21 protein-coding genes and 1 pseudogene are annotated in these 24,263 nt (G+C 68.8%); 7 read left to right on the top strand and 15 right to left on the bottom strand.

Features of this window, described 5'->3' with window-relative positions:
• Window positions 1–69: 69 nt before the first annotated feature.
• The 4 genes from KCH48_RS00815 to KCH48_RS00800 are packed head-to-tail and all read right to left on the bottom strand — an operon-like array spanning window position 70 to window position 4,407.
• Window positions 70–1,329 carry an ABC transporter permease gene (locus KCH48_RS00815; protein ID WP_210569321.1) on the bottom strand — a complete coding sequence of 420 codons (1,260 nt, stop codon included), beginning with the start codon at window positions 1,327–1,329 and terminating at the stop codon, window positions 70–72.
• Complete coding sequence (locus KCH48_RS00810; protein ID WP_210570862.1) at window positions 1,326–2,024, bottom strand: ABC transporter ATP-binding protein; 699 nt, start codon at window positions 2,022–2,024, stop codon at window positions 1,326–1,328. Before KCH48_RS00810 ends, KCH48_RS00815 begins: the two co-directional genes overlap by 4 nt.
• Window positions 2,025–2,047: 23 nt before the next feature.
• The gene (locus KCH48_RS00805; RefSeq protein WP_307840762.1) at window positions 2,048–3,469 is read right to left on the bottom strand and encodes a peptidoglycan-binding protein; all 1,422 of its coding nucleotides are present in this window, start codon (window positions 3,467–3,469) and stop codon (window positions 2,048–2,050) included.
• Window positions 3,466–4,407 (bottom strand): hypothetical protein, encoded by a 942-nt coding sequence (locus KCH48_RS00800; protein ID WP_210569319.1) that lies wholly within the window; start codon window positions 4,405–4,407, stop codon window positions 3,466–3,468. The genes KCH48_RS00805 and KCH48_RS00800 overlap by 4 nt, the downstream gene beginning before the upstream one ends.
• A 272-nt stretch (window positions 4,408–4,679) precedes the next feature.
• On the opposite strand from KCH48_RS00800, the gene KCH48_RS00795 reads away from it, so the two are divergent.
• The 5 genes and pseudogenes from KCH48_RS00795 (at window position 4,680) to KCH48_RS00780 (ending at window position 7,863) form a co-directional block, all read left to right on the top strand.
• The gene (locus KCH48_RS00795) at window positions 4,680–5,189 is read left to right on the top strand and encodes a SigE family RNA polymerase sigma factor (protein ID WP_374104649.1); all 510 of its coding nucleotides are present in this window, start codon (window positions 4,680–4,682) and stop codon (window positions 5,187–5,189) included.
• A 203-nt stretch (window positions 5,190–5,392) separates the two neighbouring features.
• Window positions 5,393–5,911, top strand: coding sequence for a SigE family RNA polymerase sigma factor (locus KCH48_RS00790; RefSeq protein WP_210570858.1), 519 nt, complete (start codon window positions 5,393–5,395; stop codon window positions 5,909–5,911).
• Window positions 5,898–6,620, top strand: coding sequence for a hypothetical protein (locus KCH48_RS00785; RefSeq protein WP_210569315.1), 723 nt, complete (start codon window positions 5,898–5,900; stop codon window positions 6,618–6,620). Before KCH48_RS00790 ends, KCH48_RS00785 begins: the two co-directional genes overlap by 14 nt.
• Window positions 6,621–6,660: 40 nt before the next feature.
• Window positions 6,661–6,726, top strand: a pseudogene (locus tag KCH48_RS43350) (VOC family protein); the annotation flags it as partial.
• Between the two features lie 744 nt (window positions 6,727–7,470).
• Window positions 7,471–7,863 (top strand): VOC family protein, encoded by a 393-nt coding sequence (locus KCH48_RS00780; protein WP_210569312.1) that lies wholly within the window; start codon window positions 7,471–7,473, stop codon window positions 7,861–7,863.
• A 3-nt stretch (window positions 7,864–7,866) separates the two neighbouring features.
• Here KCH48_RS00780 and KCH48_RS00775 read toward each other — a convergent pair whose 3' ends face one another.
• The 6 genes from KCH48_RS00775 to KCH48_RS00750 all read right to left on the bottom strand — a co-directional run bounded on the left by KCH48_RS00775 (window position 7,867) and on the right by KCH48_RS00750 (window position 16,948).
• Window positions 7,867–8,742, bottom strand: coding sequence for a bifunctional methylenetetrahydrofolate dehydrogenase/methenyltetrahydrofolate cyclohydrolase (locus KCH48_RS00775; protein WP_210569307.1), 876 nt, complete (start codon window positions 8,740–8,742; stop codon window positions 7,867–7,869).
• A 16-nt stretch (window positions 8,743–8,758) separates the two neighbouring features.
• A complete protein-coding gene (locus KCH48_RS00770) occupies window positions 8,759–11,197 on the bottom strand; it encodes an FAD-dependent oxidoreductase (protein ID WP_210569306.1) in 2,439 nt (812 codons plus the stop codon).
• Window positions 11,198–11,374: 177 nt separating this feature from the next.
• Window positions 11,375–12,352, bottom strand: a complete 978-nt coding sequence (locus tag KCH48_RS00765) for an ABC transporter substrate-binding protein (protein ID WP_210569305.1) — start codon at window positions 12,350–12,352, stop codon at window positions 11,375–11,377.
• 15 nt (window positions 12,353–12,367) lie between these two features.
• Window positions 12,368–14,371 (bottom strand): proline/glycine betaine ABC transporter permease, encoded by a 2,004-nt coding sequence (locus tag KCH48_RS00760; protein ID WP_210569304.1) that lies wholly within the window; start codon window positions 14,369–14,371, stop codon window positions 12,368–12,370.
• Window positions 14,371–15,459 (bottom strand): glycine betaine/L-proline ABC transporter ATP-binding protein, encoded by a 1,089-nt coding sequence (locus tag KCH48_RS00755; RefSeq protein ID WP_210569303.1) that lies wholly within the window; start codon window positions 15,457–15,459, stop codon window positions 14,371–14,373. The genes KCH48_RS00760 and KCH48_RS00755 overlap by 1 nt, the downstream gene beginning before the upstream one ends.
• Before the next feature lie 19 nt (window positions 15,460–15,478).
• Window positions 15,479–16,948: an aldehyde dehydrogenase family protein gene (locus tag KCH48_RS00750; RefSeq protein ID WP_210569302.1), complete on the bottom strand. Its 1,470-nt coding sequence runs from the start codon at window positions 16,946–16,948 to the stop codon at window positions 15,479–15,481.
• A 166-nt stretch (window positions 16,949–17,114) separates the two neighbouring features.
• Between KCH48_RS00750 and purU the strand changes: the two genes are divergently transcribed.
• Window positions 17,115–18,047, top strand: coding sequence for a formyltetrahydrofolate deformylase (gene purU, locus KCH48_RS00745; protein WP_246884666.1), 933 nt, complete (start codon window positions 17,115–17,117; stop codon window positions 18,045–18,047).
• Between the two features lie 75 nt (window positions 18,048–18,122).
• Here the strand turns inward: purU and betA are convergent, their stop codons facing one another.
• Window positions 18,123–19,799 (bottom strand): choline dehydrogenase, encoded by a 1,677-nt coding sequence (gene betA / locus KCH48_RS00740; protein WP_210569299.1) that lies wholly within the window; start codon window positions 19,797–19,799, stop codon window positions 18,123–18,125.
• 190 nt (window positions 19,800–19,989) lie between these two features.
• On the opposite strand from betA, the gene KCH48_RS00735 reads away from it, so the two are divergent.
• A complete protein-coding gene (locus KCH48_RS00735; RefSeq protein ID WP_210569297.1) occupies window positions 19,990–20,736 on the top strand; it encodes an IclR family transcriptional regulator in 747 nt (248 codons plus the stop codon).
• A gap of 19 nt (window positions 20,737–20,755) precedes the next feature.
• On the opposite strand, the gene KCH48_RS00730 is transcribed toward KCH48_RS00735, so the two are convergent.
• The 4 genes from KCH48_RS00730 to KCH48_RS00715 form a co-directional block, all read right to left on the bottom strand.
• Complete coding sequence (locus tag KCH48_RS00730; RefSeq protein ID WP_210569295.1) at window positions 20,756–21,877, bottom strand: aromatic ring-hydroxylating dioxygenase subunit alpha; 1,122 nt, start codon at window positions 21,875–21,877, stop codon at window positions 20,756–20,758.
• 97 nt (window positions 21,878–21,974) lie between these two features.
• Entirely contained in the window at window positions 21,975–23,132 is a 1,158-nt protein-coding gene (locus KCH48_RS00725; protein ID WP_210569293.1) for an NAD(P)/FAD-dependent oxidoreductase, read from the bottom strand.
• Window positions 23,129–23,491 carry a bifunctional 3-phenylpropionate/cinnamic acid dioxygenase ferredoxin subunit gene (locus tag KCH48_RS00720; RefSeq protein WP_210569291.1) on the bottom strand — a complete coding sequence of 121 codons (363 nt, stop codon included), beginning with the start codon at window positions 23,489–23,491 and terminating at the stop codon, window positions 23,129–23,131. The genes KCH48_RS00725 and KCH48_RS00720 overlap by 4 nt, the downstream gene beginning before the upstream one ends.
• 204 nt (window positions 23,492–23,695) lie before the next feature.
• Window positions 23,696–24,178 (bottom strand): zinc-binding dehydrogenase, encoded by a 483-nt coding sequence (locus tag KCH48_RS00715; protein WP_307840761.1) that lies wholly within the window; start codon window positions 24,176–24,178, stop codon window positions 23,696–23,698.
• Between the last annotated feature and the right edge of the window lie 85 nt (window positions 24,179–24,263).

Here is a 24,263-nt window from a genome sequence, read left to right as displayed (position 1 = left end):
CGCGACTCGGCGGTCCGCGGGCGGTGTGCCGCGCTTGCGGTGCGCACTGCCGCTGCCTCGAACCGGCGCTCAGGACGGGGCTCGCAACGCCTCGACTGGTTCCATGCGGGAAGCCCGTAGCGACGGGTACACCCCCGCGAGCAGCCCGACCAGTGCACCGGCGACGGGCGCGCCGAGGGCAAGTCGGCCGTCCAGTACGGGAGTCCAGTCCTTGAGCGCCGACACGGACACGACGACGACCATGCCCAGGGCCGCGCCGATGACGCCGCCCAGCAGGCCGATCGTGGTCGACTCCATGAGGAACTGCCCGGCGATCTGCCGACGCGACGCGCCCAGGGCACGCCGTAGCCCGATCTCCCCGACCCGTTCCATCACGGTCACCAGCGTGACGTTGGCGATACCGATGGCACCCACGATCAGCGACACGAGTCCGAGCACCAGGAACAGGCCGTTGACATCGCCCTGAACACCTTTGCGGGCCTTCGACAGATCGGGCGGCGCGAGCACGGTGAGTGCCTTCGCGTTGTTGGGCGAGAGGGCTATGGGCGACTGCCTGGCGACCTGCTGTGCGGCACCGAGTGAGGTGTTGATCAGGACTCGGTTCACCAGGTCCAGGCCGAGGCGGTCCTTCGCTGTGGTGGGAGGCAGGATCACCGAGGTGGAAAGGCGCTGTTCACGCTTGAATCCGCCGAGGATCCCGATGACGGTGAAGGAGTGTCCGTTGAAGAAGACTGCGGGCGCGTCCTCCACCCCTTTGATGCCGAGGAGGCGAGCGGCCTGGTCTCCGAGTACCGCCACCCGGTCGTGCCGGTCGATGTCTCCGGTGTCGTAGAACCGGCCTGCGCTGACGTCGCCTCGTACCGCCGCGGGGAGGGAAGGCGAGGCGGCGACGACGGCCAGCGTCTGGCCGGACACGCCACCGGGCGTGACCACATCGTTGGCGCGTACCTGCACAGCAGCCGTCTTGTCGGACTCCGCGAGCGCGGCGGACGCTTCCACCCCGGCCAGCCGGTCCACGGCGTCGACTCCTCGCCAGTCCACCAGCGGGACGGCGTCGGACGACGGGGGTGGAGGCGGCACCACCACGGAGACCGAGGTGGCGGTGAGGGCGTCGAACCGGCCCACGATCTGGTTGGCGGCCGTCGACGCCACCCCGATCGTGATGACCAGCGTGCCGATGCCCAGCACCGTGCCCAGAGTGGTGAGCGCGGATCGGACCGGGCGGGCCAGTACGCCCGACAACGCCTCCGCCCACAGGTCTCTGGGAGAGATCCAGGGACGCTCGACTCCCTCGGTGCCCTGTCCCTCAGTACGGTGACGGGTCCTCATGCGGCCTCCTCGCTGAGCCGCCCGTCACGGATGCGTACGCGCCTGTTCGCACGCCTGCTGACCGCATCGTCATGGGTGATCACGGCCAGCGTCAGGCCGTGGGCGCAGAGTTGGTCGAAGAGCTCCAGGACCGAGAGGGTGTTCTCGCTGTCGAGGTTGCCGGTGGGTTCGTCGCACAGCAGAAGAGCCGGTTCGCTCATCAGAGCCCGGGCGATGGCCACGCGCTGGCGTTCACCGCCGGACAGGCGATCGGGCCGGAAGCCGTGCCGATGTGAGAGTCCCACCCGGTCCAGGGCCGCTCTGGCCCGTTCGCCACGGCTCCGACGCCCCCTGCCTTGGCGGGGCTTGCGGTAGATCTCCGCCAGCATGACGTTCTCTTCCACAGTCCGGTAGGGAAGCAGGTGGAAGGACTGGAAGACGAAGCCGATGCGGCTTCCGCGCAACGCGGTGCGCTGACGGTCGGGGAGGGCGCCGGTCCGCACTCCGTCGAGCCAGTAGTCCCCCGTGCTCGGCCTGTCCAGCAGCCCCAAGGTGTTCAGCAGGGTGGACTTCCCGGAACCGGACGGTCCGACAATCGACAGGTGCTCCCCTCGCCGGATCGTCAGATTCACATCACGCAGTGCGTGCACGGGCGGATCCGAGTCGAAGGTGCGATTGACTCCGGTCAGCTTGATGACGTCGCCCTCTTCCGGCATGTCACCGTGTGCGAGTGGTTCGGTCACAGGCCGACCACCACGAGGTCACCCTCTTTGAGCGCGCTGCCCTCCGACTTCACCGCGACGAGCCCATCGGCGGAGATCCCAAGATCGACCTCGACACGCACCACCTGCTTGCCCCGCTGGACGCGCACGCGCGCCTGACCGCCCACCGAGGTCTGGACCGCGGCGACAGGCACGGCCAGGACCTTGCCGTCCGAGTCGCCCACTTTGATGGTCACCGTCGCCGCGCCGCCCGCCCCGGCGTCTGCCAGCGGGCCGGGTTTCGGAATGGTGATTCTCAGTGGCACAGGCGCGGATGCCCCACCACCGGAGCCCCCGGCACCCTCGGCCTCCCCGCCGGTCCCGGCATTCCCCGCAGAACCCTCCGGCCCTGCGCCTGAACCACCGATCTCGCTGAGGACACCCTTGGCTTCCCTGCCGTCCGGGGTGGTGACCTGCACCGCCATCCCCTTCCTCAGCGAACCGGCGTCCGTGCCGGGCACCACCGCCTCCACCACGACGTCGGAGCTCGTCACCGTGGCGACTTCCCCGTCCGGAGCGTCGCCGGCGCGCACCTTTGTCTTGTCGACCCGGACCGGAAGCTCCGGCAGGAAGATCACCTCTCCCGCCGGGACCTTGGTTCCGTAGCCGGACTTGAAGGCACTCAGCGCGGAGTTCGCCAGCTCGAGCTGCTTCTTCGCCGACTTGATCTGCAAGGCCCGCGCCTCGTCCGATTCCGGTACGGACTCGCCGTCGCCCTGCTCGCCCCGCGTTCCCTCGCCGGAGCCCTGGGCAGTGAGCAGCGCGAGCTGTGCGTCGGACACCGCGGACTCGAGTTGTCCCAGCTCCTGCCGGTCGGCGGTGCTGGGCTCCTGCGCCGTATACCCCCTGCTGCGGTACCAGCGGCTGACCGCGGACGCGGTGCCCTGTCCGTAGGTCCCTGTGACGCCGCCAGTCGTGAAGCCCAGCCTGTTCAGGGCGTTCTGCAGCTGTCTGACGTCGTCCCCCGACGTACCGGGGCCGATGGTCCGGTACATCGGTACCGATCCGCGCAGCACCATCACCGGCCTGCCGCTCACCTGCATGAGGACACTGCCCTCCTTGAGAACGCTTCCGCGGGTGGGCGCCTTGGTGACCCGCTGGACCGCGGCATCGCCCTCGCCGTCCCCCTCGGAAGCGCCGACGGTGCCGGCCAGGGTGAGACTTCTCGGAGAGCCGTACTCCAGACTTCCCTGGGCCACCACCGTGGCGGTCAGCGCCCGCTGTTCCACGGGGACGGTCACCGGACCCGCCTCGGGCGGCTGGTGCGCGGCCGCGGCGTCCGCGGGCGACTCCATCCGGGTGCCGGCGACCCAGCCGCCCGCGCCGACCAGGGCGACCACACCGACGATCACGCCCAGTCGCGTCGTACGACTGCTCTGGCGCTTCTTGTCGCGCTTCACCCGTTGTTCCCGACGTAGGGGTTCTTCTTGTACTTGGGCCAGTACGCGGCCCTGAAGTTCTTGCCGCACTCGAGGTCCTTGAGTGCGAGGTCGATCTCGCGGGTCAGCTTCGGCATCGCCTCTTCCTTGCTCGGCGACTGGGCGTCCGGCGGAATCTCGGCGCTCACCTGGAACTTCACCGTGTCGCCGATGCTGGTCGGCTGAGTGGTGCCGACCGTGATGCCGGCCTTGCGCAGACAGGAGGCGTACTCCTGGGCGAGGGAGACGAGTTGCGGGTCACCGTTGAGAGCCTGCCCGGCCTGCCTGTCGCGCTCTGCCTGCTTCGCGTTCTCCTGCTCCTGCTCCGCCGCCGACTTGGCCGGGCCGTACACCTTCAGGTGGGCTTCCGCGCTGCAGCTGCCCTTGGGAGGACCCTCGTATCTGTCGTTGTCGTGGAGCGGGCCCGGCGCTCCCAACGCCTTGTCGTACTCCTTCTGTTGGGCGCTGGGCATCGAAGCGCGGTAGGAGGCGTTGGGGTTCTTGTTCTCGGCGGGGCCGGGTGCGGCCGGATCGTTGGGGTAGACGGCGCGCGCGTAGATACCGAATCCGTACTTCTGCCGGTACTTCTTCGCCAGTGCGTAGTCCGCCCCGTCGATCGACGAGCTCGCCTCGTTCTCCGTGAAACCGGGATTCGGCGTGTAGGTGAACCCCCGCTTTTTCATGCAGGCGGCTATGGCGTTCTCGGTGAGGAAGTAGTTCTTCGTGTCCGGGTCGGCGTCCTCGGGGATGGTCAGCGCGCCGGCCGGCGCGGCCGACGGGCTGCCTCCGCTCTGGGCGTCCCCTTCGTCGCTTGCGGCGGAAGGGGACTTGTCGGAGTCGCTCTGGCTGCATGCCGACAGTGACAGCATGCTCGCTGCCGCGAGCACCATCCAGATCGTGCGGAACCGCAAGGTGATCACTTGTCCTTCGATGGGGAGTCGTCGGGCCGTGGCAGGGGCCCGGAAGGGTTCTCGCGTCGGGCTTGGGTTGCCAACGCCGTAACGCCACCACGCCTTGGAAAAGGCACTGGCCGTGCTCGTTCCCTGCACGTTTCCCATGTGATGCGCGCCACAGTTCGTGGGGGCCAGGCCGCCGTACTCCCTCCCCACCCGGTTACAAGGCTGGAGACACGCGGCGAGGGCCGCACACCCGACCGGCCAAGCACAGTGGAAGAGGGGCGCAGCGCATGCAGATGAGAAATGCACCGGAGCGAGCGTTTGACGATTTCGTGACGGCCCGCCGGTCGGCGCTCCTGGGCTACGCGGGCTCACTGGCGGGCGGAGACCGCCACGCGGCCGAGGATCTGCTGCAGGAAGCACTCGTCAAGCTGTGGCTGGCCTGGCCACGGATCGGAGACGGAGCGCCGGAGGCTTACGCCCGGCGGATACTGATGCGTTCGGCCGCACGAGCCGCCAAGCGAAGTTGGCAAGGCGAGCGGCCTACGGAGAGACTGCCGGAACTCGCGGCGACGGCCGATGCGGCCGGCTTGGTGGAAGACCGCGTTCGGCTGGAAGCCGCCCTGGTCCACTTACCGCTGCGGCAACGGACAGCTGTGGTGCTGCGGCACTACTGCGACCTGTCGGAAGGCCAGGTCGCCGACAACCTGAACTGCGCCCAGGGAACTGTCTCGTCGCTCGTCTCGCGGGGCGTGGCGACGTTACGATCACTGATCGTGCCCGCCGCAACGGGCGTGCCGGCGTGAGCGGTGAACTGGCCGGCACCGCCACCACCCGCGGACCGGAGGCGCTCGGCACAGGCGGAGCAGGACGATTCGCAGTGTGGCTGGCACAAGCTGTCCAGGCATGTGAGCGCGCCGAGGCGACCGGCTCGCCTCTCCCTCCGGCCGACCGCGTCAAGGGTCAACGAAACAGGCAGGCGTGTAATGGTGACAGGGCGTCAGCGTCGGTGAGGGATTCATCGTCGGACTTCGAGGAGTTCGTGAGCGCACGTGGTCCACGGCTGCTTCGCGCGGCGTGGCTGCTGACGGGCGATGCCCACCTGGCGGAGGACCTGGTGCAAACGGTACTGGCCAAGATGTGGCCCAAATGGCCCCGGATCGCCGAGGAGAACCCGGAGGCGTACGCCCGCAAGGCCTTGGTCAACACCTTCTCGTCGTGGTGGCAGCGACGCTGGCGCGGCGAGGTTCCGCACGGGGAACTGCCCGAGTTCGCCACGTCGGACGTGTTCGCGGAGGTCGATCTGCAGCATTCGCTCGCTGCTGCGGTTCGTGCGTTGCCGGCCCGGCAGCGCGCGGTGGTCGTCCTGCGCTACTTCGAGGACCTGAGCATCGAGGAGACGGCCAGGATGCTGGGTTGCCGACCGGGCACGGTCAAGAGCCAGGCCATCAAGGCACTGCATGCGCTGCGCGGTGTGCCGGCCTTGAAGACTCACGTGGAGGATGGTGAGCAGGGTGCACAACGCTGACGAGGAAGACTCGCAGGAGCGGCAGTTGCGCGAACTCCTCGAACGCACCGTGCCGTCTCTGCAGGCACCGCCAGATCGTATGCGCCAGGTCCACCGGCGGGTGGTGGCGCGCAGGCGGCGTCGTAAGACAATCGGGGCAACCGTGACAGGTGTGACGGCGATTGCGTTGCTCTACGGCTCCCTCAGCTCACAGCTGTTCGGGATGCACACGTCTCCCCAGACTCAGGTTTCCTCCCCCTCTTCCCAGGAGCGCCGGATCAACCTCTCGGACGGGACGCTCGGCCTCGACCTGCCCCACGGCTGGTATGTGCGTGACCAGGCGGACCAGCTGGGAACGGCCACTGTCTTCGTCGCCAACAGGCCCTTGGGACCGACGGAATCCTGCCCGCCGACGACTGTTGGTGAGTATGACTGCGCACCCCGGTCCACTCTCGCGGGAGGAGAGGCGCTGATCTCCTTCCGGCAGACGGAACGCCCAGAGGCCCGGGACTCGGGGAGGAAAGCCGAGCTCATTCCGTACGCCGGCCCCGGCGAGGGCTGTCAGTCGCTGGGAGGGAACCAGGAGCTGGTCCAACGAGGCTGGGTGACGCATCCTGTCGAGGCATCATTCCCTGTCGATGCCCATGTCTGCCTCAGAGGCGCCTCGGCCGCGACCCTCGCCGAAATCGTAGGGATACTCGACACCGCGACCCTTGATCCGAAACGGTAGGTGAACCGTCCGGGGTTCGGGGACAAGTAGGTTCACCGAGTTGGCCGTTGACTGCCACGATCCGGAGGCTCGCGGCAAGGTCGAGATCGGCTCCTGGGTGCCGACTCACCCCGCCCCGCGCAGAGTGGCGGCGTCCCTCCACCGCGTACGTGGTGGCTTCGACGTCGTTCAGATGGATCAGGACGTCGTGTGCCTGGCCGTTTGTGCGGCTGATGGCGGCCACCGGGGTCCGGGACCCCTACCGCACCGCGAACTTCAACGAAGCCGTCTTCGGGCAGTCCGGCGCCGCCCTGGCCGTCGAAGGTGCGGGCGCGGACCTGTGGGGCGGCACCAACCATTTCGGGGCCATCTACCGCCCCGGCGCCTTCGGTCCCGACGCCACCGCCACAGTCACCGTCACCTCCCAGGACCCCATCGGCGGATGGGCCCGCGCGGGACTGATCGTGCGCGTCGACCTGTCGACGGACGGATCGGCGGGTTACCTCAACCTGGCGGTGACACCGTCCAACGGCTGTGTCCTGTCCTGGGACAGCGGCGCGAACGGCCCCTTCGACTCCATCCGGCGAGGCGAGCACCGACGGCACGACCTGGACCACGATCGGAACCGCCACGCCCGGCGGCGTCGCGACAGCGCAGGACGTGGGCGTCTTCATGACTGCCGCGAACGGCTGAACCGGCACGCGGGGCATCGCGGACTTCGAGCACTTCACCGTCTCCTGACACCCGAGCACTCCCAGAGGGTGACGCGTGGCGACCATCCGGACGCGAGCGCGCGAGGCGGGTGTCCGGGTGATGGTCCGCTGGGGTGGCCTCGGAAATCCGGGGCAGCCCACGCGAAGGAGACAACGGCATGTTCGGACAGTCGAAGGCGTTCAGCGGCTTCTCGGTCGACGACCTCGGCAAGGCCGGCCAGTTCTACGGCGAGACGCTCGGCCTCCAGGTGGAGGAGAGCGGGCAGGGCGACATGAGGATGCTCACGATCAAGCTGGGCAGCGGCGCCAGTGTCTTCGTCTACCCCAAGGACAACCACACACCCGCGAGCTTCACCATCCTGAACTTCCCCGTGGACGACATCGAGGCGGCTGTCGACGGGCTGACGCAGCGCGGCGTGAGCATGGAGCGCTACCCGGAGTTCGGGTCCGACGACAAGGGCATCGTCCGCGGCCCGGAGGGCGGCCCGACGGCGATCGCCTGGTTCAAGGATCCGGCGGGCAACGTCCTGTCCGTGCTTCAGGAGGACTGAGATTCAGGAGAACTGAGCAGTCGCCCGCCTTGCAGAACCCGCGGCGGCCTCGACGACGTTGGCGAGCAGCATGGCGCGGGTCATGGGGCCCACGCCCCCGGGCATCGGGGCGAGCCATCCGGCCACCCCGGCGGCCTCCGGGTGCACGTCGCCGACGAGTCCGTGGCCGGTGCGGGTGATGCCGACGTCCAGGACGGCCGCGCCGGGGCGCAGCATGTCCTTGGTGATCAGGCCGGGCGAGCCAGCGGCCGCGATGACGATGTCCGCCTCGCGCACATGCCAGGCCAGGCCCTTGGTTCCGGTGTGGCAGAGGGTGACGGTGGCGTTCTCGCTACGGCGGGTCAGCAGAAGCCCCATCGGCCGTCCCACCGTGATGCCCCGTCCGATCACGCACACCCGGGCTCCGGCGATCGGGACCTCGTACCGGCGCAGCAGTTCGACGATGCCGCGCGGGGTGCAGGGCAGCGGGGCCTCGACGCCGAGGACGAGCCGGCCGAGGTTGACGGGGTGCAGACCGTCGGCGTCCTTGGCCGGGTCCATGCGTTCCAGTACGGCGCCCGCGTCCAGGTGGGCGGGGAGCGGGAGTTGGACGATGTAGCCGGTGCAGGCCGGGTCGGCGTTGAGTTCGTCGATGACGTCCTCGACCTGCCGCTGGGACGCGTCGGCGGGCAGGTCCCGGCGGATGGAGGCGATGCCCACCTGCGCGCAGTCGCGGTGTTTGCCGGCGACGTAGGCGCGGCTGCCCGGGTCGTCGCCGACGAGGACGGTGCCGAGTCCGGGCGCAGGGCCGCCGTCGGCGGTCAACTTGGCCACTTGTTCGGCGAGTTCACCGCGGATCCGGGCAGCGGTCGCCTTGCCGTCGAGGAGTTGTGCGGTCACTTGCGACACCCCTCGGCTAGCCACGGAGACGGGACATCGTCGGGTCGAACAGCGGCTCCTCGGCGACGACCGCCTCGACCCGCTGGTCGAAGTAGCCGATGTGCATCGTGGTGCCGGGGGTGGTGAGTTCCGTGGGCAGCCAGGCGTAGGCGATGCCCCTGCCGATCGTGTAGCCATAGGCCGCGCTGGTGACGTACCCGACGGCGCGCTCCCCGTCGTAGACCGGCTCTTTACCCATGACCACCGACCGCGGGTCATCGATGGTGAGGCAGGTCAGCTTGCGTCGTACGTCGGTCTTACGGCGCTCGAGGGCCGCCTTTCCGATGAAGTCGTCCTTGTCGAGCTTGACGGCGAAGCCGACGCCGGCCTCGTAGGGGTCGTGCTCGTAGGTCATGTCGGTGCCGAAGGAGCGGTAACCCTTCTCCAGGCGGAGGCTGTTGAAGGCGCCGCGGCCGGCGATGACGCCGCCGAGGGGCTGGGCGGCGGCCCAGAGGCTGTCCCAGAGCTTCTGGCCGAGGTCGGCGGTGGTGTAGAGCTCCCAGCCGAGTTCACCGACGTACGACAGCCGCATCGCCGTCACCGGCACGCTGCCGATGTGGGCGCGCTTGGCGCGGAAGTACTTCAGGCCGTCGTTCGTGAAGTCCTCGTCGGTGAGGGTCTGGAGGACCTTGCGGGCGAGCGGGCCCCACAGGCCGACGCAGCAGGTGCCGGGCGTGATGTCGCGGGCCTGGACCGTGCCGTCGGCGGGGAGGTGGCGGGTGAACCAGTCGAGGTCGAGGTTGCCGTTGGCGCCGACCTGGAAGAGGTCGCGGGCCAGGCGGGCGACGGTGATGTCGCTGCGGATGCCGCCGTCGTGGTCGAGGAGCAGGGTGTACGTCACCGAGCCGACGGACTTGGCGACCTTGCCGGTGCACAGGCGCTCCAGGAACGCGGCGGCGCCGGGGCCGCTGACTTCGAGGCGTTTGAGGGCCGTCATGTCGTACATCGCGACGGTCTCGCGCGTGGCCTGGGCCTCGGCGCCGACGATGGGCGACCAGAACTGCGCCGCCCAGTCGTTCGGGGTGGGGATGGAACGGCCTTCCACCAGGCCCGCGTTGGCCTCGTACCACTGCGGGCGCTCCCAGCCGTTCGCCTCCAGGAAGAACGCGCCGTGTTCCTGCTGGCGGGTGTGGAAGGGGCTGGTGCGGATCGGGCGCGGCTTACCCGAGGGCTGGAGCGGGTGGAGGATGTCGTAGACCTCGACGAAGTTCTGGCAGTCGCGGGCCAGGACGTACTCCGGGGTGAGCTGGTGCGGCTCGAAGCGGTTGACGTCGCACTCGTGCAGGTCGAAGGACGAGCAGTGGCCGTCGACCAGCCATTCGGCCATGGCCCGGCCGACGCCCGCGGAGTGGGTGACCCAGACGGCCTCGGCGACCCAGAAGCCCTTGACGTCCGGGGACTCGCCGAGCAGCGGGAAGTTGTCGGTGGTGAAGGAGAACAGGCCGTTGATGCCTTCCTCGACCTTCGCCTCCTTCGTCGCGGGGAGCAGGGACTGCGTCTCGGTCCAGGCGTCCGCGAAGTCGTCCTCGGTGAACTTGAGGACCGACGGCATGTCCTCGGCCTCGTCGACGGAGAGGATCTCGTCGGCGGTGATCGGCATCGGGCGGTGGCCGTAGGAGCCGATGCCGATGGCGTCGAAGCGGTCGCGGTAGTAGAGGTCGGCGTCCTGGTGGCGCAGGATCGGGCGGACGGCCTCCTCGGTCTGGCCGGCGAGGGCGGGTACCGGGCCGGTCCAGGCGAGTTGGTGGGCGAGCGGGGTGAGCGGGAGGTTCATGCCCACCATGCGGGCGATCTTCGGGCCCCAGATGCCGGCGCAGCACACGACGATGTCGGCGTCCAGATCGCCCTGGTCGGTACGGACACCCGTCACCTCGCCGTCGGCCCGGAGTACGTCGAGAACCTCGTGGCGGGCCAGGAAGCGCACGCCGCGCTCGGTGGCCCGGCGGATCTGTGCCTCGACGGCGAGGACGGCCTTGGCGAGGCCGTCGGTCGGGACGAGGAGGCCGCCCAGTACCCGGTCCGGGTTCACCAGCGGGTGCTGCTCGACGCATTCGTCGGCGGTCAGGAGGCGGGACTCGATGCCCCACGCGGTGATCCAGCCGTGGCGGCGGTGCAGTTCGGTGAGGCGCTCGGGGGTGGTGGCCACTTCGAGGCCGCCGACCTGGAGGAAGCAGGGCTTGCCGTCGACGTCGAGGGAGCAGAACTTCTCGACCGTGTAGCGGGCCAGTTCCGTCATGGTCTTGGAGGAGTTCGTCTGGAAGACCAGGCCCGGGGCATGTGAGCTGGAGCCGCCGGTGGCGGGCAGCGGGCCCTGGTCGACCACGGTCACTTCGGTCCAGCCTCGTGCGGAGATCTCGTCCGCGAGGGCCGCTCCCACGACGCCCGCTCCGATGATCACCACTCGGGGTCCCGCCATCGCCGCACCTCCGGTTGCTTTCTGCGCAACATGATTCAGGTTGCGCAACTCAATGTGCCTGTCGGGCAGGTTGAGTGTCAAGGGGTCCAGTGACGTCGGAGAACGGCTGGGAACACAGCGATGCCCAGCGGGTGATGCGCGTCCGTGCGCACCACCCACCGGGCATCCGTGAAGGTCCTACTTGATCCAGGCGTCCACCTTGTCGCGGTTGGCCGCGACCCACTTCTCGGCCGCCGCCTCGGGCGTCATCTTGTCCACCGCGATGTACTTCGCCACGACATTCTGGTCGTCGTTCGTCCAGGTGAAGTTCTTCACCAGGTCATAGGCCGGGCTGCCCGACTCGGCGAACTTCTTGCTGACGATCTTGTCCAGCTTGTACACGGGGTAGTCGCAGTTCACCTTCTCGGCGTCCGCGTCGCAGCCCGCCTTGTACTCCGGCAGCTTGATCTTCTTCAGCGGCACCTCGGACATGAACCACTGCGGCTCGTAGAAGTAGCCGATCACCCATTCCTTGTTCTTCTCCGCCTTGCGGAAGGCCTGGATGAGGGCGGTCTCACTGCCCGCGTACACGACCTTGTAGTCCAGCTTCAGGTTCTTCACCAGAGCCTCGTCATTGGTGACGAACGACGGGTCACCGTCGAGGAGTTGGCCCTTGCCGCCGGACTCGGACGTCTTGAACTTGGCCGCGTACTTGTTGAGGTTGTTCCAGTCGAGGATGTCCGGGTGCGCCTCGGCCAGCCACGGCGGCACATACCAGCCGATGAGGCCTTCGTTGCCGGTCGCGCCGGCGTCGACGGCGGTCTTCTGGTCGGTGATGTACTTCTTCTTCAGGTCGTCGTGGCCCCAGTTCTCCACGACGGCGTCGACCTCGCCCGTCCCGAAGCCCTGCCAGGCGATCTCTTCTTTCAGGTCCTTCTTGGTGACCTTGCAGCCGAGGTCCTTCTCCGCGACCTCGGCGAGGACGGCCGCGTTGGCCTCGTAGCCCACCCACGGGTTGACCGCGAGGTTGAAGGTGCCGCACTTGCCGGAGCCGGCCGAGGCGCCTGCGTCCGAGGAGCCGTCATCGACCTTCGTACCGCCGCATGCGGTGAGGGTGAGACCGAGCACCGCTATGCCGACCGCGCCGAATCTCCACTGTCTTGCTTGCCTTGCCATGGTCAGTTGCTCCTTTTATGCACGGGTGCGTCGCGCCGCTGCCTGAGTGATCCGGTCGAACATGACTCCGAGAAGGACGATGGCCAGCCCCGCGGCGAGCCCCTTCCCGTACAGCTGTCCCTGTGAGAAGCCGGCCACGACGTCGTAGCCGAGAGCGCCTGCCCCCACCAGGCCGCCCACCACAACCATCGACAGCACATAGATCAGGCCCTGGTTGGTCGCGAGAGTCAGGGCGCCGCGTGCCATCGGCAGCTGGACCTTGGTGATGATCTGCCAGGTGTTGCACCCGGCAGAGGTGGCCGCCTCCACGGTGGTGGCGGGCACGTTCCGAACCCCGTCCGCGATGATCTTCGTGGCCACGGGAGCCGCGTAGACGATCGCGGCGACGATCGCCGTGAAGCGGGTCGCGCCGAACAGCGCCAGGAACGGTACGAGGTAGACGAACGGCGGCATGACCTGCGCCGCGTCCAGGGTGGGCCGCATCAGCCGGTCCACCAGCGTGCTGCGTCCCATCCACACCCCGAAGACGATGCCGAGCAGCATCACGAGGACGGTCGCGACGGCGGTGGACGCGAGCGTCGTCATGGCGTCGGACCACACCCCGGTGCCGACGAGCAGTCCCACGCACACGACGGTGGTGATCGCGGCGCGCGGGCCGCCGAGCACCACGCCGAGTCCGATCAGGGCGGCGCCGACGAGCCACCACGGGGAATCGGTGAGCACCGACTGGAACGGGTTGAGCAGGCCGTTGGTGATCGCGTCACGGAAGGCGTTGGTCAGGCCGGACAGGTTGTCCTGCGCCCAGGTGGTCGCGGTGTCCGCCGCGCTCGCGATCTTGCTTCCGGTCGTGCCCTCGCCGGGGAACTCCGCAGCCCAGAGGTACGTGTGCGACATGTAGACGAGTACGGCCGTGACCGCGGCGCCCGCTCCCAGCAGGGGCCGCCGCCAGGCGAGGAACCGGCCGGACGACTTCCGGGCGGCCTCCTCGCGGGTGCTCGCCGCGGTGGTGACCCGGTCCAGGACGATCGCCAGGACGACGATGGCGAGGCCGGCGTTGAAGGCGGTGCCGACGTCGAGCGACTGGAGTGCCTGGAGGACGGTCTTGCCGAGGCCGGGCGCGTCGATCAGGGCGGTGATGGTCACCATGGCCAGGGCGGCCATGATCGACTGGTTGACGCCCATCACCACGGTCCGTTTGGACATCGGCAGCAGGACCTTGAGCAGCGCCTGCCGCTGGGTGGCGCCCATCGAGTCGGCCGCCTCGACGGTGGTCTCAGGCACCGAGCGGATGGCGTGCGCGGTGATGCGGATGGCCGGCGGGGCCGCGTAGATGACGGTGGCGATGGTGGCGGAGGCAGGGCCGATGAGGAAGAACAGGGTCATCGGGGCCAGATAGACGAAGGTCGGCATCGTCTGCATGAAGTCCAGCAAGGGCGTCACGATCCGGTTGAACCGGTCGTTGAGCCCCGCCCACACACCCAGCGGGATCGCGAACAGCAGCGCGACGAAGACCGCGGAGAGGGTGAGCGCCAGGGTGTCCATGCTCTCCTGCCACAGGCCCTGAAGCCCGAGGAAGGTGAAGCCGGCCACCGCCAGCAGCGCCACCCGCCAGTTGCCCACGGCCCAGGAGACGTAGCCGGTGATGCCGACGACGCCGAGCCAGCCGATCTGCGGGACGGGGCGGGTGCCGGAGGGCTGGGAGATCAGCTCCTGGACGAAGGTCACCAGGTTGTCGATGACCAGCCGGATCTCGTTGAAGAAGTAGAGGAAGAGCGGGTTGGAGTTGCGGTTCGCGCCGATCGAGTCGTTGAGGTCGTTGAACCACCGGTGCAGATCGGTCAGGTCGGCAGCGGCGAGCGTCAGGGTCTGCTTGCCGCGCAGCAGGGCGAACAGCACCAGCCAGGCGACCAGGATCGCGGCCACCATCGTGCGCCGGCTGACCTGGCGGACCCGGGTGGCGGGCGGCGCGGGCTCCTGCGTCTTCTGTGGCGTCTCCGGTTTCTCCACGGCGACGGTCATCACGCGTCGCCTTCCTGCCCGGCGACCACCGCAAGGATCTCCTCGTCACCGACGATGCCGAGCAGTTTGCCGTCCTCGACCACCTTGACCGGCTTCTCGGCCGCGAGGACGGCGCGAGTGGCCTCCCGTACGACGACGTCCGGGCCCAGTTCAGGGCCGTCCAGGGCGTCGCCCTCCGCCACCGGGCGCATGATCCAGCGCAGGGTGAGGACGTCGCCGCGCGGGACGTCCTTGACGAAGTCGCGTACGTAGTCGTCGGCCGGGGCGCCGACGAGTTCGTCGCCGGTGCCGCACTGGACCATCTTGCCGTCGCGCATGATGAGGATGCGGTCGCCGAGTTTGAGGGCCTCGGAGAGGTCGTGGGTGATGAACACCATGGTCTTGCCGACCTCGTGGTGCAGCCGGATGACCTCGGACTGCATGTCGCGGCGGATCAGCGGGTCGAGGGCGGAGAACGGCTCGTCGAAGAAGAGGACGTCGGGGTCGCCCGCCAACGCCCGTGCCAGGCCCACGCGTTGCTGCATGCCGCCGGAGAGCTGGTCGGGGTAGGAGTTCTCGTAGCCGGAGAGGCCGACCAGCTCGACGACCTCCAGGGCCCGCTTGGTGCGGGCGGCCTTGCTCATGCCGCGGATCTCCAGCCCGAAGCCCACGTTCTCGACGACGCGGCGGTGGGGCAGCAGCCCGAAGTGCTGGAAGACCATGGAGAACTTGCTGCGGCGCAGTTCGCGCAGGCGCTTCGCGTCCGCGTCGCGGATGTCCTCGCCCTCGAAGACGATCTCACCGGTGGTGGGTTCGATCAGCCGCGTCAGACATCGCACCAGCGTGGACTTGCCGGAGCCGGACAGGCCCATGACGACGAAGACCTCGCCCGGCGCGACCTCGAAGCTGACGTCGCGTACGGCGGCGGTGCACCCCGCGCGGTCCATGAGCTCGCGTCGGGTGAGCCCGCGCAGCTCCTCGGAGGCCGGTACCTGGTCCGCCTTCGGCCCGAACACCTTCCACAGATTGCGCACGGATATGACCGGAGTGCCATCCGAGTCCTGGGGGGTGCCGCGCCGCTGCGGCACCTCGGTCTGTGTTGGGGTCATGATCGACCTCTCTGGGCGTTCAGCCGCGGAACCAGTGCTGCGGCCGGGGTTGGATGTTCTGCCAGATGTGCTTGGGCTCTCGGTACTCGTCCAGGCCGGTCGGTCCCAGCTCCCGGCCCACGCCCGAGTGGCCGAAGCCACCCCATTCCGCTTGCGGCACATAGGGGTGGTAGTCGTTGATCCACACCGTGCCGTGACGCAGCCGCCGGGCGACCCGCTGGGCCTTCCCGCCGTCCTGCGTCCACACGGCCCCGGCGAGTCCGTACTCGGTGTCGTTGGCGATGCGTACGGCGTCGTCCTCGTCGGTGAAGCGCTCGACGGTGAGCACGGGCCCGAAGGACTCCTCGTGCACCACGCGCATGTCCTGCCGGCATTCGTCGAGGACGGTCGGCGGGTAGTAGTGGCCGTTCGCCAGGGCCGGGTCGCCGGGCCGTTCCCCGCCGCAGCGCAGGACGGCGCCCTCGGCGATCCCCGTGGCGACGTACGCCTCGACCTTCGCCAGGTGCTGGGCGGAGATCAGCGCCCCGGTCTCGGCCTCGGCGTCGAAGGGGCCGCCGAGGCGGATCTGCCGGGCCCGGCGGACGACCTCGTCGACGAAGCGGTCGTGCAGGGAGTCCTCGACGATCAGCCGGGCGCCGGCCGAGCAGACCTGCCCGGAGTGCAGAAAGACGGCCGTGAGCGCGAAGTCCACGGCCGTCTCGAAGTCGGCGTCGGCGAAGACCACATTCGGGTTCTTGCCGCCGAGCTCCAGCGCCACCTTCTTCACGCTCGCCGCGGCCGTGGCCATGATCCGTTTGCCGGTCTCCACGCCCCCGGTGAAGGAGACCAGGTCGACGGCGGGGTCCTCGGAGAGCGGTGCGCCCACCTCGGGCCCGGCGCCGAGGACGAGGTTGGCGGCGCCGGCCGGGAGCCCGGCCTCCTCCAGCGCCCGCATCAGCAGGATCGAGGTGGAGGGGGTGAGCTCGCTCGGCTTGAGGACGATCGTGTTGCCGGCGAGGAGGGCCGGGGCGACCTTCCAACTGGCCTGCAGCAGCGGGTAGTTCCAGGGCGTGATCAGCCCGCACACCCCGACGGGCTCGTAGACGACGCGGCTGACGGCGTCGTCCCGTCCGGTGTCGATCACCCGGCCGGCGTCGGTGCCGCCGAGCCCTCCGTAGTAGCGGAAGCAGGAGACGACGTCGGCGATGTCGTACTCGCTCTCCACCAGCCGCTTGCCGGTGTCCAGCGACTCGGCGCGGGCGAACTCCTTGGCGTCGCGCTCCATGATCTCGGCGGTCCGCAGCAGCAGCGCGCCGCGCTCGCGCTCGGGGGTGCGCGGCCAGGGGCCCTCGTCGAAGGCGCGGCGAGCCGCGGCGATCGCCGCCTCGGCGTCCGGACGCGTCCCTTCCGCGACGGTCGCCGAGAGCGTGCCGTCAGCGGGGCAGCGGATCTCGCGGAGGCCTCCGGCCACCGGATCCCGCCAGGAACCGTCCACATACAGATGTGCCATGCGCCAAGCCCCTCAGCCGAAATTCGTTGCGCATTGTGCATCAGATTGCTAGTGGTGGAACACCCTCGCGAATGTGCGGACATACGTCAAGGGTTTGCCGGATGACGATTCAGCACCGCCTCATCGGCCCCTTCTCTCTTGACCGAGGCCCCTTTACGCCTGAACTATGTTGCGTATCGCTCACCATGTTGTGCATTACGCACCGACGGAGGTCGACGTGACCCCTAAGTACCCTCGATCACGGCCCGGCCGTGAGTTCGTCCTCACCCTCTCGTGTCCCGACAGCGCGGGACTGGTCCACGCCGTGAGCGGCTTCCTTGTCCGGAACTCCGGCAACATCCTGGAGAGCCAGCAATTCGATGATCGACTCCAGGGCCGATTCTTCATGAGGGTCCACTTCGACGTTTCCGACCCAAACGCGGATCTGGAAACTCTGCGTTACCGATTCGGCCCCGTGGCGGAGGCCTACCGGATCTCCTGGACCCTACAGGACGCCTCGACACCGACCCGGACCCTGATCATGGTGTCCAGGTTCGGCCACTGCCTCAACGACCTGCTCTTCCGCCGGCGCACGGGCTCCCTCAACATCGAGATCCCCGCGATCGTCTCCAACCATCCCGACTTCGAGTCGCTGGCGGATACCTACGGGATTCCCTTCCATCACGTCCCGGTCACCAAGGACACCAAGGGCGAGGCCGAGGCGCGGCTGCTGGAGCTGGTGCGCGAGCTGGACATCGACCTGGTGGTGCTGGCCCGCTATATGCAGGTCCTCTCCGACGACCTGTGCAAGCAGCTCGAAGGGCGGGCCATCAACATCCACCACTCCTTCCTCCCCAGCTTCAAGGGCGCGCGCCCCTACGAGCAGGCCTACGACCGTGGAGTGAAGCTCGTCGGCGCGACCGCGCACTACGTCACGCCCGATCTCGACGAGGGGCAGATCATCGAGCAGGACGTGGTCAGGGTCGACCACTCGCTCGACCCCGGGGAGCTGGTCACGGTCGGACGGGACGTCGAGGCCCAGGTCCTCGCGCACGCGGTGAAGTGGCACAGCGAGAACCGCGTGATGGTGGACGGCAACCGCACGGTGGTCTTCCGCTGAGCCGCACATGACCGAGGGCGGGACCGGACTCCGGCCCCGCCCTTGTCGTATACGGCGATCGATGCCGTCGAAGGTCTACCCGGCCTGCTTCTCGGCATCGCGGAGCCGGTAGTACGCGGCCTCGGATGCGGGCAGCGGCTGCTTGCCGAGGATCAGGTCGGCGGCCTTCTCGGCGATCATCATCACCGGGGCGTAGATGTTGCCGTTGGTGACGTACGGCATCACCGACGCGTCCACCACGCGCAGACCCTCCACCCCGTGCACGCGCATGCTCTCCGGGTCGACGACTGCCATCTCGTCGGCGGAGGTGCCCATCTTGCAGGTGCAGGACGGGTGCAGGGCGGTCTCGCCCTCCTTGGCGACCCAGTCGAGGATCTCCTCGTCCGAATCCACTGTGGGTCCGGGCGAGATCTCCCCGTCGTTGTACGGGGCCATCGCGGGCTGGTTGAGCATCTTGCGGGCGACGCGGATCGCCTCGACCCACTCGCGCCGGTCCTGCTCGGTGGAGAGGTAGTTGAAGCGCAGCGCCGGGTGCTCGCGCGGGTCCTTGCTCTTGATCTTCACCGAGCCGATCGCGTCGGAGTACATGGGCCCCACGTGCACCTGGTAGCCGTGGCCGCCCGCCGGCGAGGAGCCGTCGTAGCGGACCGCGATGGGGAGGAAGTGGAACATCAGGTTGGGGTAGTCCACGTCCTCGTTGCTGCGGGCGAAGCCGCCCGCCTCGAAGTGGTTGGTCGCGGCGGGGCCCTTGCGGAAGAGCCATTGAAGCCCGATGAAGGGGGCGCGCCACTTCGCCATGTACGGCTGCATGGAGACCGGCTGCTTGCAGGCGTACTGGATGTAGACCTCCAGGTGGTCCTGCATGTTCTCGCCCACGCCCGGCAGATCGTGGACGACGTCGATGCCGAGGGCGCTCAGCTCCTGAGCGTTACCCACGCCGGAGAGCTGGAGCAGCTGCGGGGAGTTGATCGCGCCGCCGCACAGGATGACTTCCTTGGCGCGGACCTGCTGGGGGGCGCCCTTGCCGCGCCGGTATTCGACACCGACGGCGCGCTTGCCCTCGAAGAGGACGCGCGTGACGAGGGCACGTGTCCTGACGGTGAGGTTGGCCCGCTTCCTGACGGGCTTGAGGTACGCCTTCGAGGCCGAAAGGCGGCGTCCGCGGTGGACGTTGCGGTCGAACTTGGCGAAGCCTTCCTGCCGGTAGCCGTTGACGTCGTCGGTGGGCGCGTAGCCCGCCTCCTCGGTGGCCTTGAGGAAGGCGCCGAACAACGGGTTGGTCGCGGGGCCGCGTTCGAGGACGAGGGGACCGTCATGGCCTCGGAACTCGTCGTCCGGATCGGCCGCGAGGCAGTTCTCCATCCGCCGGAAGTACGGCAGACAGTGCGCGTAGTCCCAGGTCCCCATGCCCGGATCGGCCGCCCAGCGCTCGTAGTCCATGGGGTTGCCACGCTGGAAGATCATGCCGTTGATGCTGCTGGAGCCGCCCAGCACCTTGCCCCGCGCGTGGTAGACGCGTCTGCCCCCCATGTGGGGCTCGGGCTCGGACTCGTACTTCCAGTCGTAGAAGCGGCTGCCGATCGGATACGTCAGCGCGGCGGGCATCTGGATGAAGACGTCCCACGGGTGGTCGGAGCGGCCGGCCTCCAGAACCAGTACCCGGTTCGCCGGATCCGCGGAGAGTCTGTTCGCCAGCGCACTGCCGGCCGATCCACCGCCGACGATGACGAAGTCGTAGTGCAGGGGAGCCATGGTGCCTCGTCTCGCTCGCGCCGTAGATACGCGAGCATGCTAGCTACGTATCGCTATATGCACCAGGTTGCGTTGAGCGCAACTTCGTTTCGGCGCCGTTACTTGCAGTAGCGTTGTTTACTCTGGGTATAGTTGCGTTGTGAGCAACTACGACATTGATACCGGAACCTCAAATTCACATGCTGGCGGAGTGCAGTCGGTCGACCGCGCCATCAGCGTCCTAGAGATCCTGGCCCGCCGCGGCGAGACAGGAGTCAGTGAGGTGGCGGCCGAGATCGATGTTCACAAGTCCACCGCGTTCCGCCTGCTCGGCGCCCTGGAGGCGCGCGGCCTGGTGGAGCAGGCGGGCGAGCGCGGCAAGTACCGTCTCGGCTTCGGCATCGTACGGCTGGCCGGAGCGGTCACCGGACGCATCGACATCACCCAGCAGGGCCGCCCGGTCTGCGAGGACCTCGCCGAGGAGATCGGAGAGACCGTCAACATCGCCGTGCGGCAGGAGCATTACGCGGTCAACCTCTACCAGGTGCGCGGTCCGGGGGCCGTCACCGCACAGAACTGGGTCGGCCAACTGACCCCGCTGCACGCCACCTCGAGCGGCAAGATCCTGCTGGCCTACCTCCCCGCCAAGGAACGCGCCGCGGTGCTGGCCACCTCCGGCCTGAAGAAGGTCACCGAGCGCACCATCACCGCGAAGACGAAGCTCGAGAAGAACCTCGCCGACGTCCGGGAGAGTGGCTACGCCTGGGCCCTGGAGGAGTTGGAGCTCGGCCTCCACGCCATGGCCGCTCCGATCCGCAACCGGGACGGAGAGGTCGTCGCGGCACTGAGCGCCTCCGGGCCCGCGTACCGACTCAGCCAGGAGCGCCTGCACGAACTCGCTCCCGTACTGATGAAGGGCGCTGACGAGATCAGCCACCGCATGGGGTACCTGGGCTGAGCGGCCCCGGCCACTGCCCTCAGGCGCCCAGACGCTCCTGCACCCAGTCGTGGAACGCGCCGATGTGGTGCTCGCTGGGCACCAGCACACCGCCCTTGGCGTACAGGCGGGAGCGCATGCCGGGCTGTGTGCGCTCGCAGGCGTCGAAGTCCTGGCGGTTGACCCGGTCGAAGAGCTCCACGGACCGGCTGACGTCCTTGCCGCTCTCGACGACGTGCGGGAGGTAGAGCCAGTCGCACTCGACGATCGTGCGGTCGACGGCCACCGGATACATCCGGTGGAAGATCACATGGTCGGGGACGAGGTTGATGAACACCTGGGGCCTGACCGTGATCGCGTAGTAGCGGCGGTCCTGGTCGTCGGCGACCCCGGGGATGCGGTCCAGACCCGCGGAGCCGTCCACGGTGAAGCCCTGAACGTCCTCGCCGAACTCGGCGCCGTGACCCACGTAGAACTGGGCGGCGTAACCGTCCGCGAACTCCGGCAGCACCTCCGTCAGTTCGGGGTGGATGGTCGCGCAGTGGTAGCACTCCATGAAGTTCTCGATGATGAGTTTCCAGTTCGCCCGCACGTCGTAGACGATCCGCTTGCCGACGGAGAGGTTCTCGATGTCGTAGCGCCCGATCGACTCGACGTCGCCGAGGCGGGCGACGACATCACCGATGACCTCCTCGTCGAAGTCGGGCGGGTTCTCCGCCAGGCAGACCCAGACATAGCCGAGCCATTCACGGACGGCCACGCTCACCAGGCCGTACTCGGTACGGCCGACGTCGGGCATCCTGGTGAGGTTGGGCGCGGCGACGAGCTCGCCGTCCAGTCCGTACGTCCAGGCGTGGTACGGGCATTGGAAGGCCCGCTTGACCTCGCCGGCCTCCTCCGTGCAGAGCCTGGCGCCCCGGTGCCGGCAGACATTGAAGTACGCACGGACGCTGTTGTCCCGTGCCCGGGTGACGAGGATGCTCTCGCGGCCCACGTCGACGGTCCGGAAGGCACCCGGCTTGGCCAGGTCGGAGGCGCGGGCCGCGCAGAACCACATGGTCTCGAAGATGCGCTCCTGCTCCTGGGCGAAGACCGCCGCATCCGTGTAGGAGGAGCCGGGGAGAGTGGCGATCAGACTGTCCGGCAGACTGGTCGAGGTCACGGTGCACTCCTCGGAGGACGTCGGGGAGAGCGCCCCGTAAGGGGCGCGGGGAACTGCGCGACCAGCCACGATGGCGCCGCGGAATCACAACAACCCATCAAGCCGCGCTCAGCTGCTTGCGCCAGCGCATGAACAGCCGCGGCTGATTCATACCGAGCACGGCGACCGGCACTCCGCCCCGCCGGTAGACGGCCAGAACGTTCCGGTCGTCCACGGCGCCCACCTCCACCGTCACACTGTCGGAGACCCCCGCATGACCGGCGAACTGGATCTTCACCCCGTACTGGTCCGACCAGAAGTACGGCGGCCTGGGCACGGCCGGTTCCAGCTCGCCACCCGCTAGCAGCGCGGCAACCGCCGCGTCGGGGCGTTCCCGCGCGCCGGTCCAGTGCTCGACCCGGCGGTGGGTGCCCAGGCGGGGGTCGTACCAGTTGGCGCAGTCGCCGACCGCGACCACCCCGGCCAGGCTGGTGCGGCCGTCGGCGCCGCACTTGACGCCGTTGTCGAGTTCGACGCCGGATCCTTCCAGCCACTCGACGCACGGACGCGCCCCCACCCCGACCACGACGATGTCGGCGGGGATGGACCGGCCGTCCTCGAGCAGGACGGCGTCGACACGGGTCTCTCCGCTCAGCCCCTTGACACCCACGCCGCACAACAGCCGTACGCCGTGGTCCGCATGGAGGGCGGAGACGACCCCGCCCATGGTCTCGCCGAGAGGTCCGGCGAGCGGTGTCGGTGCCAGCTCGACGACCGTCACGTCGACGCCGAGGGCGTACGCGGTGGAGGCGACTTCGGCGCCGATGAAGCCGCCGCCGATCACCACCAGCCTTCCGCCCAGGGCGAGTTCGTCGCGCAGGGCGCGGGCGTCGTCCAGGGTGCGCAGGGCGTGCACTCCGGCCAGACCTTCACTGCCGGGCAGGGTGCGCGCGGCGGCGCCGGTCGCGATGACGACGCCGTCGGCGCGGACCTCCCGTCCGTCGGCGAGCCGGACGGCACGCTCGGCGCGGTCGAGCGCGGTGGCGCGGGTGCCGAGCAGCCACTCGGCCCGCAGGTCCTCCCCGTCCGCCTCCAGCGCCAGATCCGCCTCGCCGAGGGCGCCGGCCAGGAACTCCTTGGACAGCGGCGGACGGTCGTACGGGCGATGGGTCTCGTCACCGATGACGACCAGCCGCCCGTCGTAGCCCTGCTTCCGCAGCGAGCGCGCCGCCGACAGTCCGGCCAGCGAGGCGCCGACCACGGCCACGGTTCTCACGCGGGACCGGCGGCGAGCCGGGCCGCGACGCAGGGCGGCAGGTTGGGGGCGTCGGTGGAGACCCGGACATAGATCACGCCGTCCTCGACCATGACCTCGTGCGTGCGGACCGGGAGCTTGGCCGGCGGGGCGTCGACGGCGCCGGTGCGCAGGTCGAACTTCGAGGAGTGCAGCGGACATTCCACCTCACAGCCCTCCAGCCAGCCGTCGGCGAGCGAGGCGTCCTGGTGGGTGCAGGTGTCGTCGATGGCGAAGACCTCACCGTCGTCGGTGTGGAACACCGAGACCGGCGGATCGATGTCGAGCCGGAAGGCCTCACCTCGCGGAAGATCCGCGAGACGGCACGCGGGAATCATCATGACACCTCGGTGCGTATAACGAAACGGATTGCGGTAAGCGCAACGTCAGTCTGAGGTCGGCCCGGAATCCTTGTCAAGGGATTCCAGGGCGGCGGATATGCGCCAGCGATGGTTGCTTGTTGCGCAACTGTGTGCGCGATAGAGAACGATGTCAGGGACTGCCGAACGTCCGCCGGACGGTCAGAGGTCCCGAGCCGACGTCCGTCAGAAGACCACCACCGAGCGCAGGACGTCGCCGCCGTGCATCAGTCCGAAGGCCTTCTCGACCTCGTCCAGGGCGATGGTCTCCGTGACGAAGGCGTCCAGCAGGGGCAGTTCGAGCTTCATCTCCGGAGTGGGGACACCGACGAGGACCGTGCCGGCGAGATCGCGGGCGTCGGCACCGAAGCCGCCGGTCAGCTCGCGGATCGCCTCGGTGGGGTCGGCCTCCTTGGAGTTGACCGTGTGGGTCGCCCCCAGCTTCCTGGCCGTGGCCAGTTTCCGGTCGTTCATGTCGACGGCGATGATCTTCACCGCGCCCGCCAGGTTCGCCCCGCCGACCGCCGCGTCCCCGACGCCGCCACAGCCGATGACCGCCACGGTGTCCCCGCGACCGACATTGCCAGTGTTGATCGCGGCGTCGATGCCCGCCATCACCCCGCAAGCCTCGATCTTCACCAGCGCCTCCCCCGGACCGGGGTCGGGCACGATGATCGTCTCCAGGCTGACGGGGGCGCCCTTGCCCCGCGGGTCACCTGGGGGTCAAGGACCCGGGATCCTGACGGACGGACGA

This window comes from Streptomyces sp. GESEQ-4, assembly GCF_017948455.1.
Classification (GTDB): Bacteria; Actinomycetota; Actinomycetes; order Streptomycetales; family Streptomycetaceae; genus Streptomyces.
Note: the sequence above shows the minus strand (reverse complement) of the source record. Positions and strands in the feature narration are given on the sequence as shown.

Excerpts from the sequence above, each read along its gene's own strand:
- KCH48_RS00720 (WP_210569291.1), bottom strand. The coding sequence starts at position 23,491 with ATGATGATTCCCGCGTGCCGTCTCGCGGATCTTCCGCGAGGTGAGGCC.
- KCH48_RS00795 (WP_374104649.1), top strand. The coding sequence starts at position 4,680 with ATGAGAAATGCACCGGAGCGAGCGTTTGACGATTTCGTGACGGCCCGC.
- KCH48_RS00760 (WP_210569304.1), bottom strand. The coding sequence starts at position 14,371 with ATGACCGTCGCCGTGGAGAAACCGGAGACGCCACAGAAGACGCAGGAG.
- KCH48_RS00810 (WP_210570862.1), bottom strand. The coding sequence starts at position 2,024 with ATGCCGGAAGAGGGCGACGTCATCAAGCTGACCGGAGTCAATCGCACC.
- KCH48_RS00755 (WP_210569303.1), bottom strand. The coding sequence starts at position 15,459 with ATGACCCCAACACAGACCGAGGTGCCGCAGCGGCGCGGCACCCCCCAG.
- betA (WP_210569299.1), bottom strand. The coding sequence starts at position 19,799 with ATGGCTCCCCTGCACTACGACTTCGTCATCGTCGGCGGTGGATCGGCC.
- KCH48_RS00750 (WP_210569302.1), bottom strand. The coding sequence starts at position 16,948 with ATGGCACATCTGTATGTGGACGGTTCCTGGCGGGATCCGGTGGCCGGA.
- KCH48_RS00780 (WP_210569312.1), top strand. The coding sequence starts at position 7,471 with ATGTTCGGACAGTCGAAGGCGTTCAGCGGCTTCTCGGTCGACGACCTC.
- purU (WP_246884666.1), top strand. The coding sequence starts at position 17,115 with ATGTTGCGTATCGCTCACCATGTTGTGCATTACGCACCGACGGAGGTC.
- KCH48_RS00815 (WP_210569321.1), bottom strand. The coding sequence starts at position 1,329 with ATGAGGACCCGTCACCGTACTGAGGGACAGGGCACCGAGGGAGTCGAG.
- KCH48_RS00770 (WP_210569306.1), bottom strand. The coding sequence starts at position 11,197 with ATGGCGGGACCCCGAGTGGTGATCATCGGAGCGGGCGTCGTGGGAGCG.
- KCH48_RS00765 (WP_210569305.1), bottom strand. The coding sequence starts at position 12,352 with ATGGCAAGGCAAGCAAGACAGTGGAGATTCGGCGCGGTCGGCATAGCG.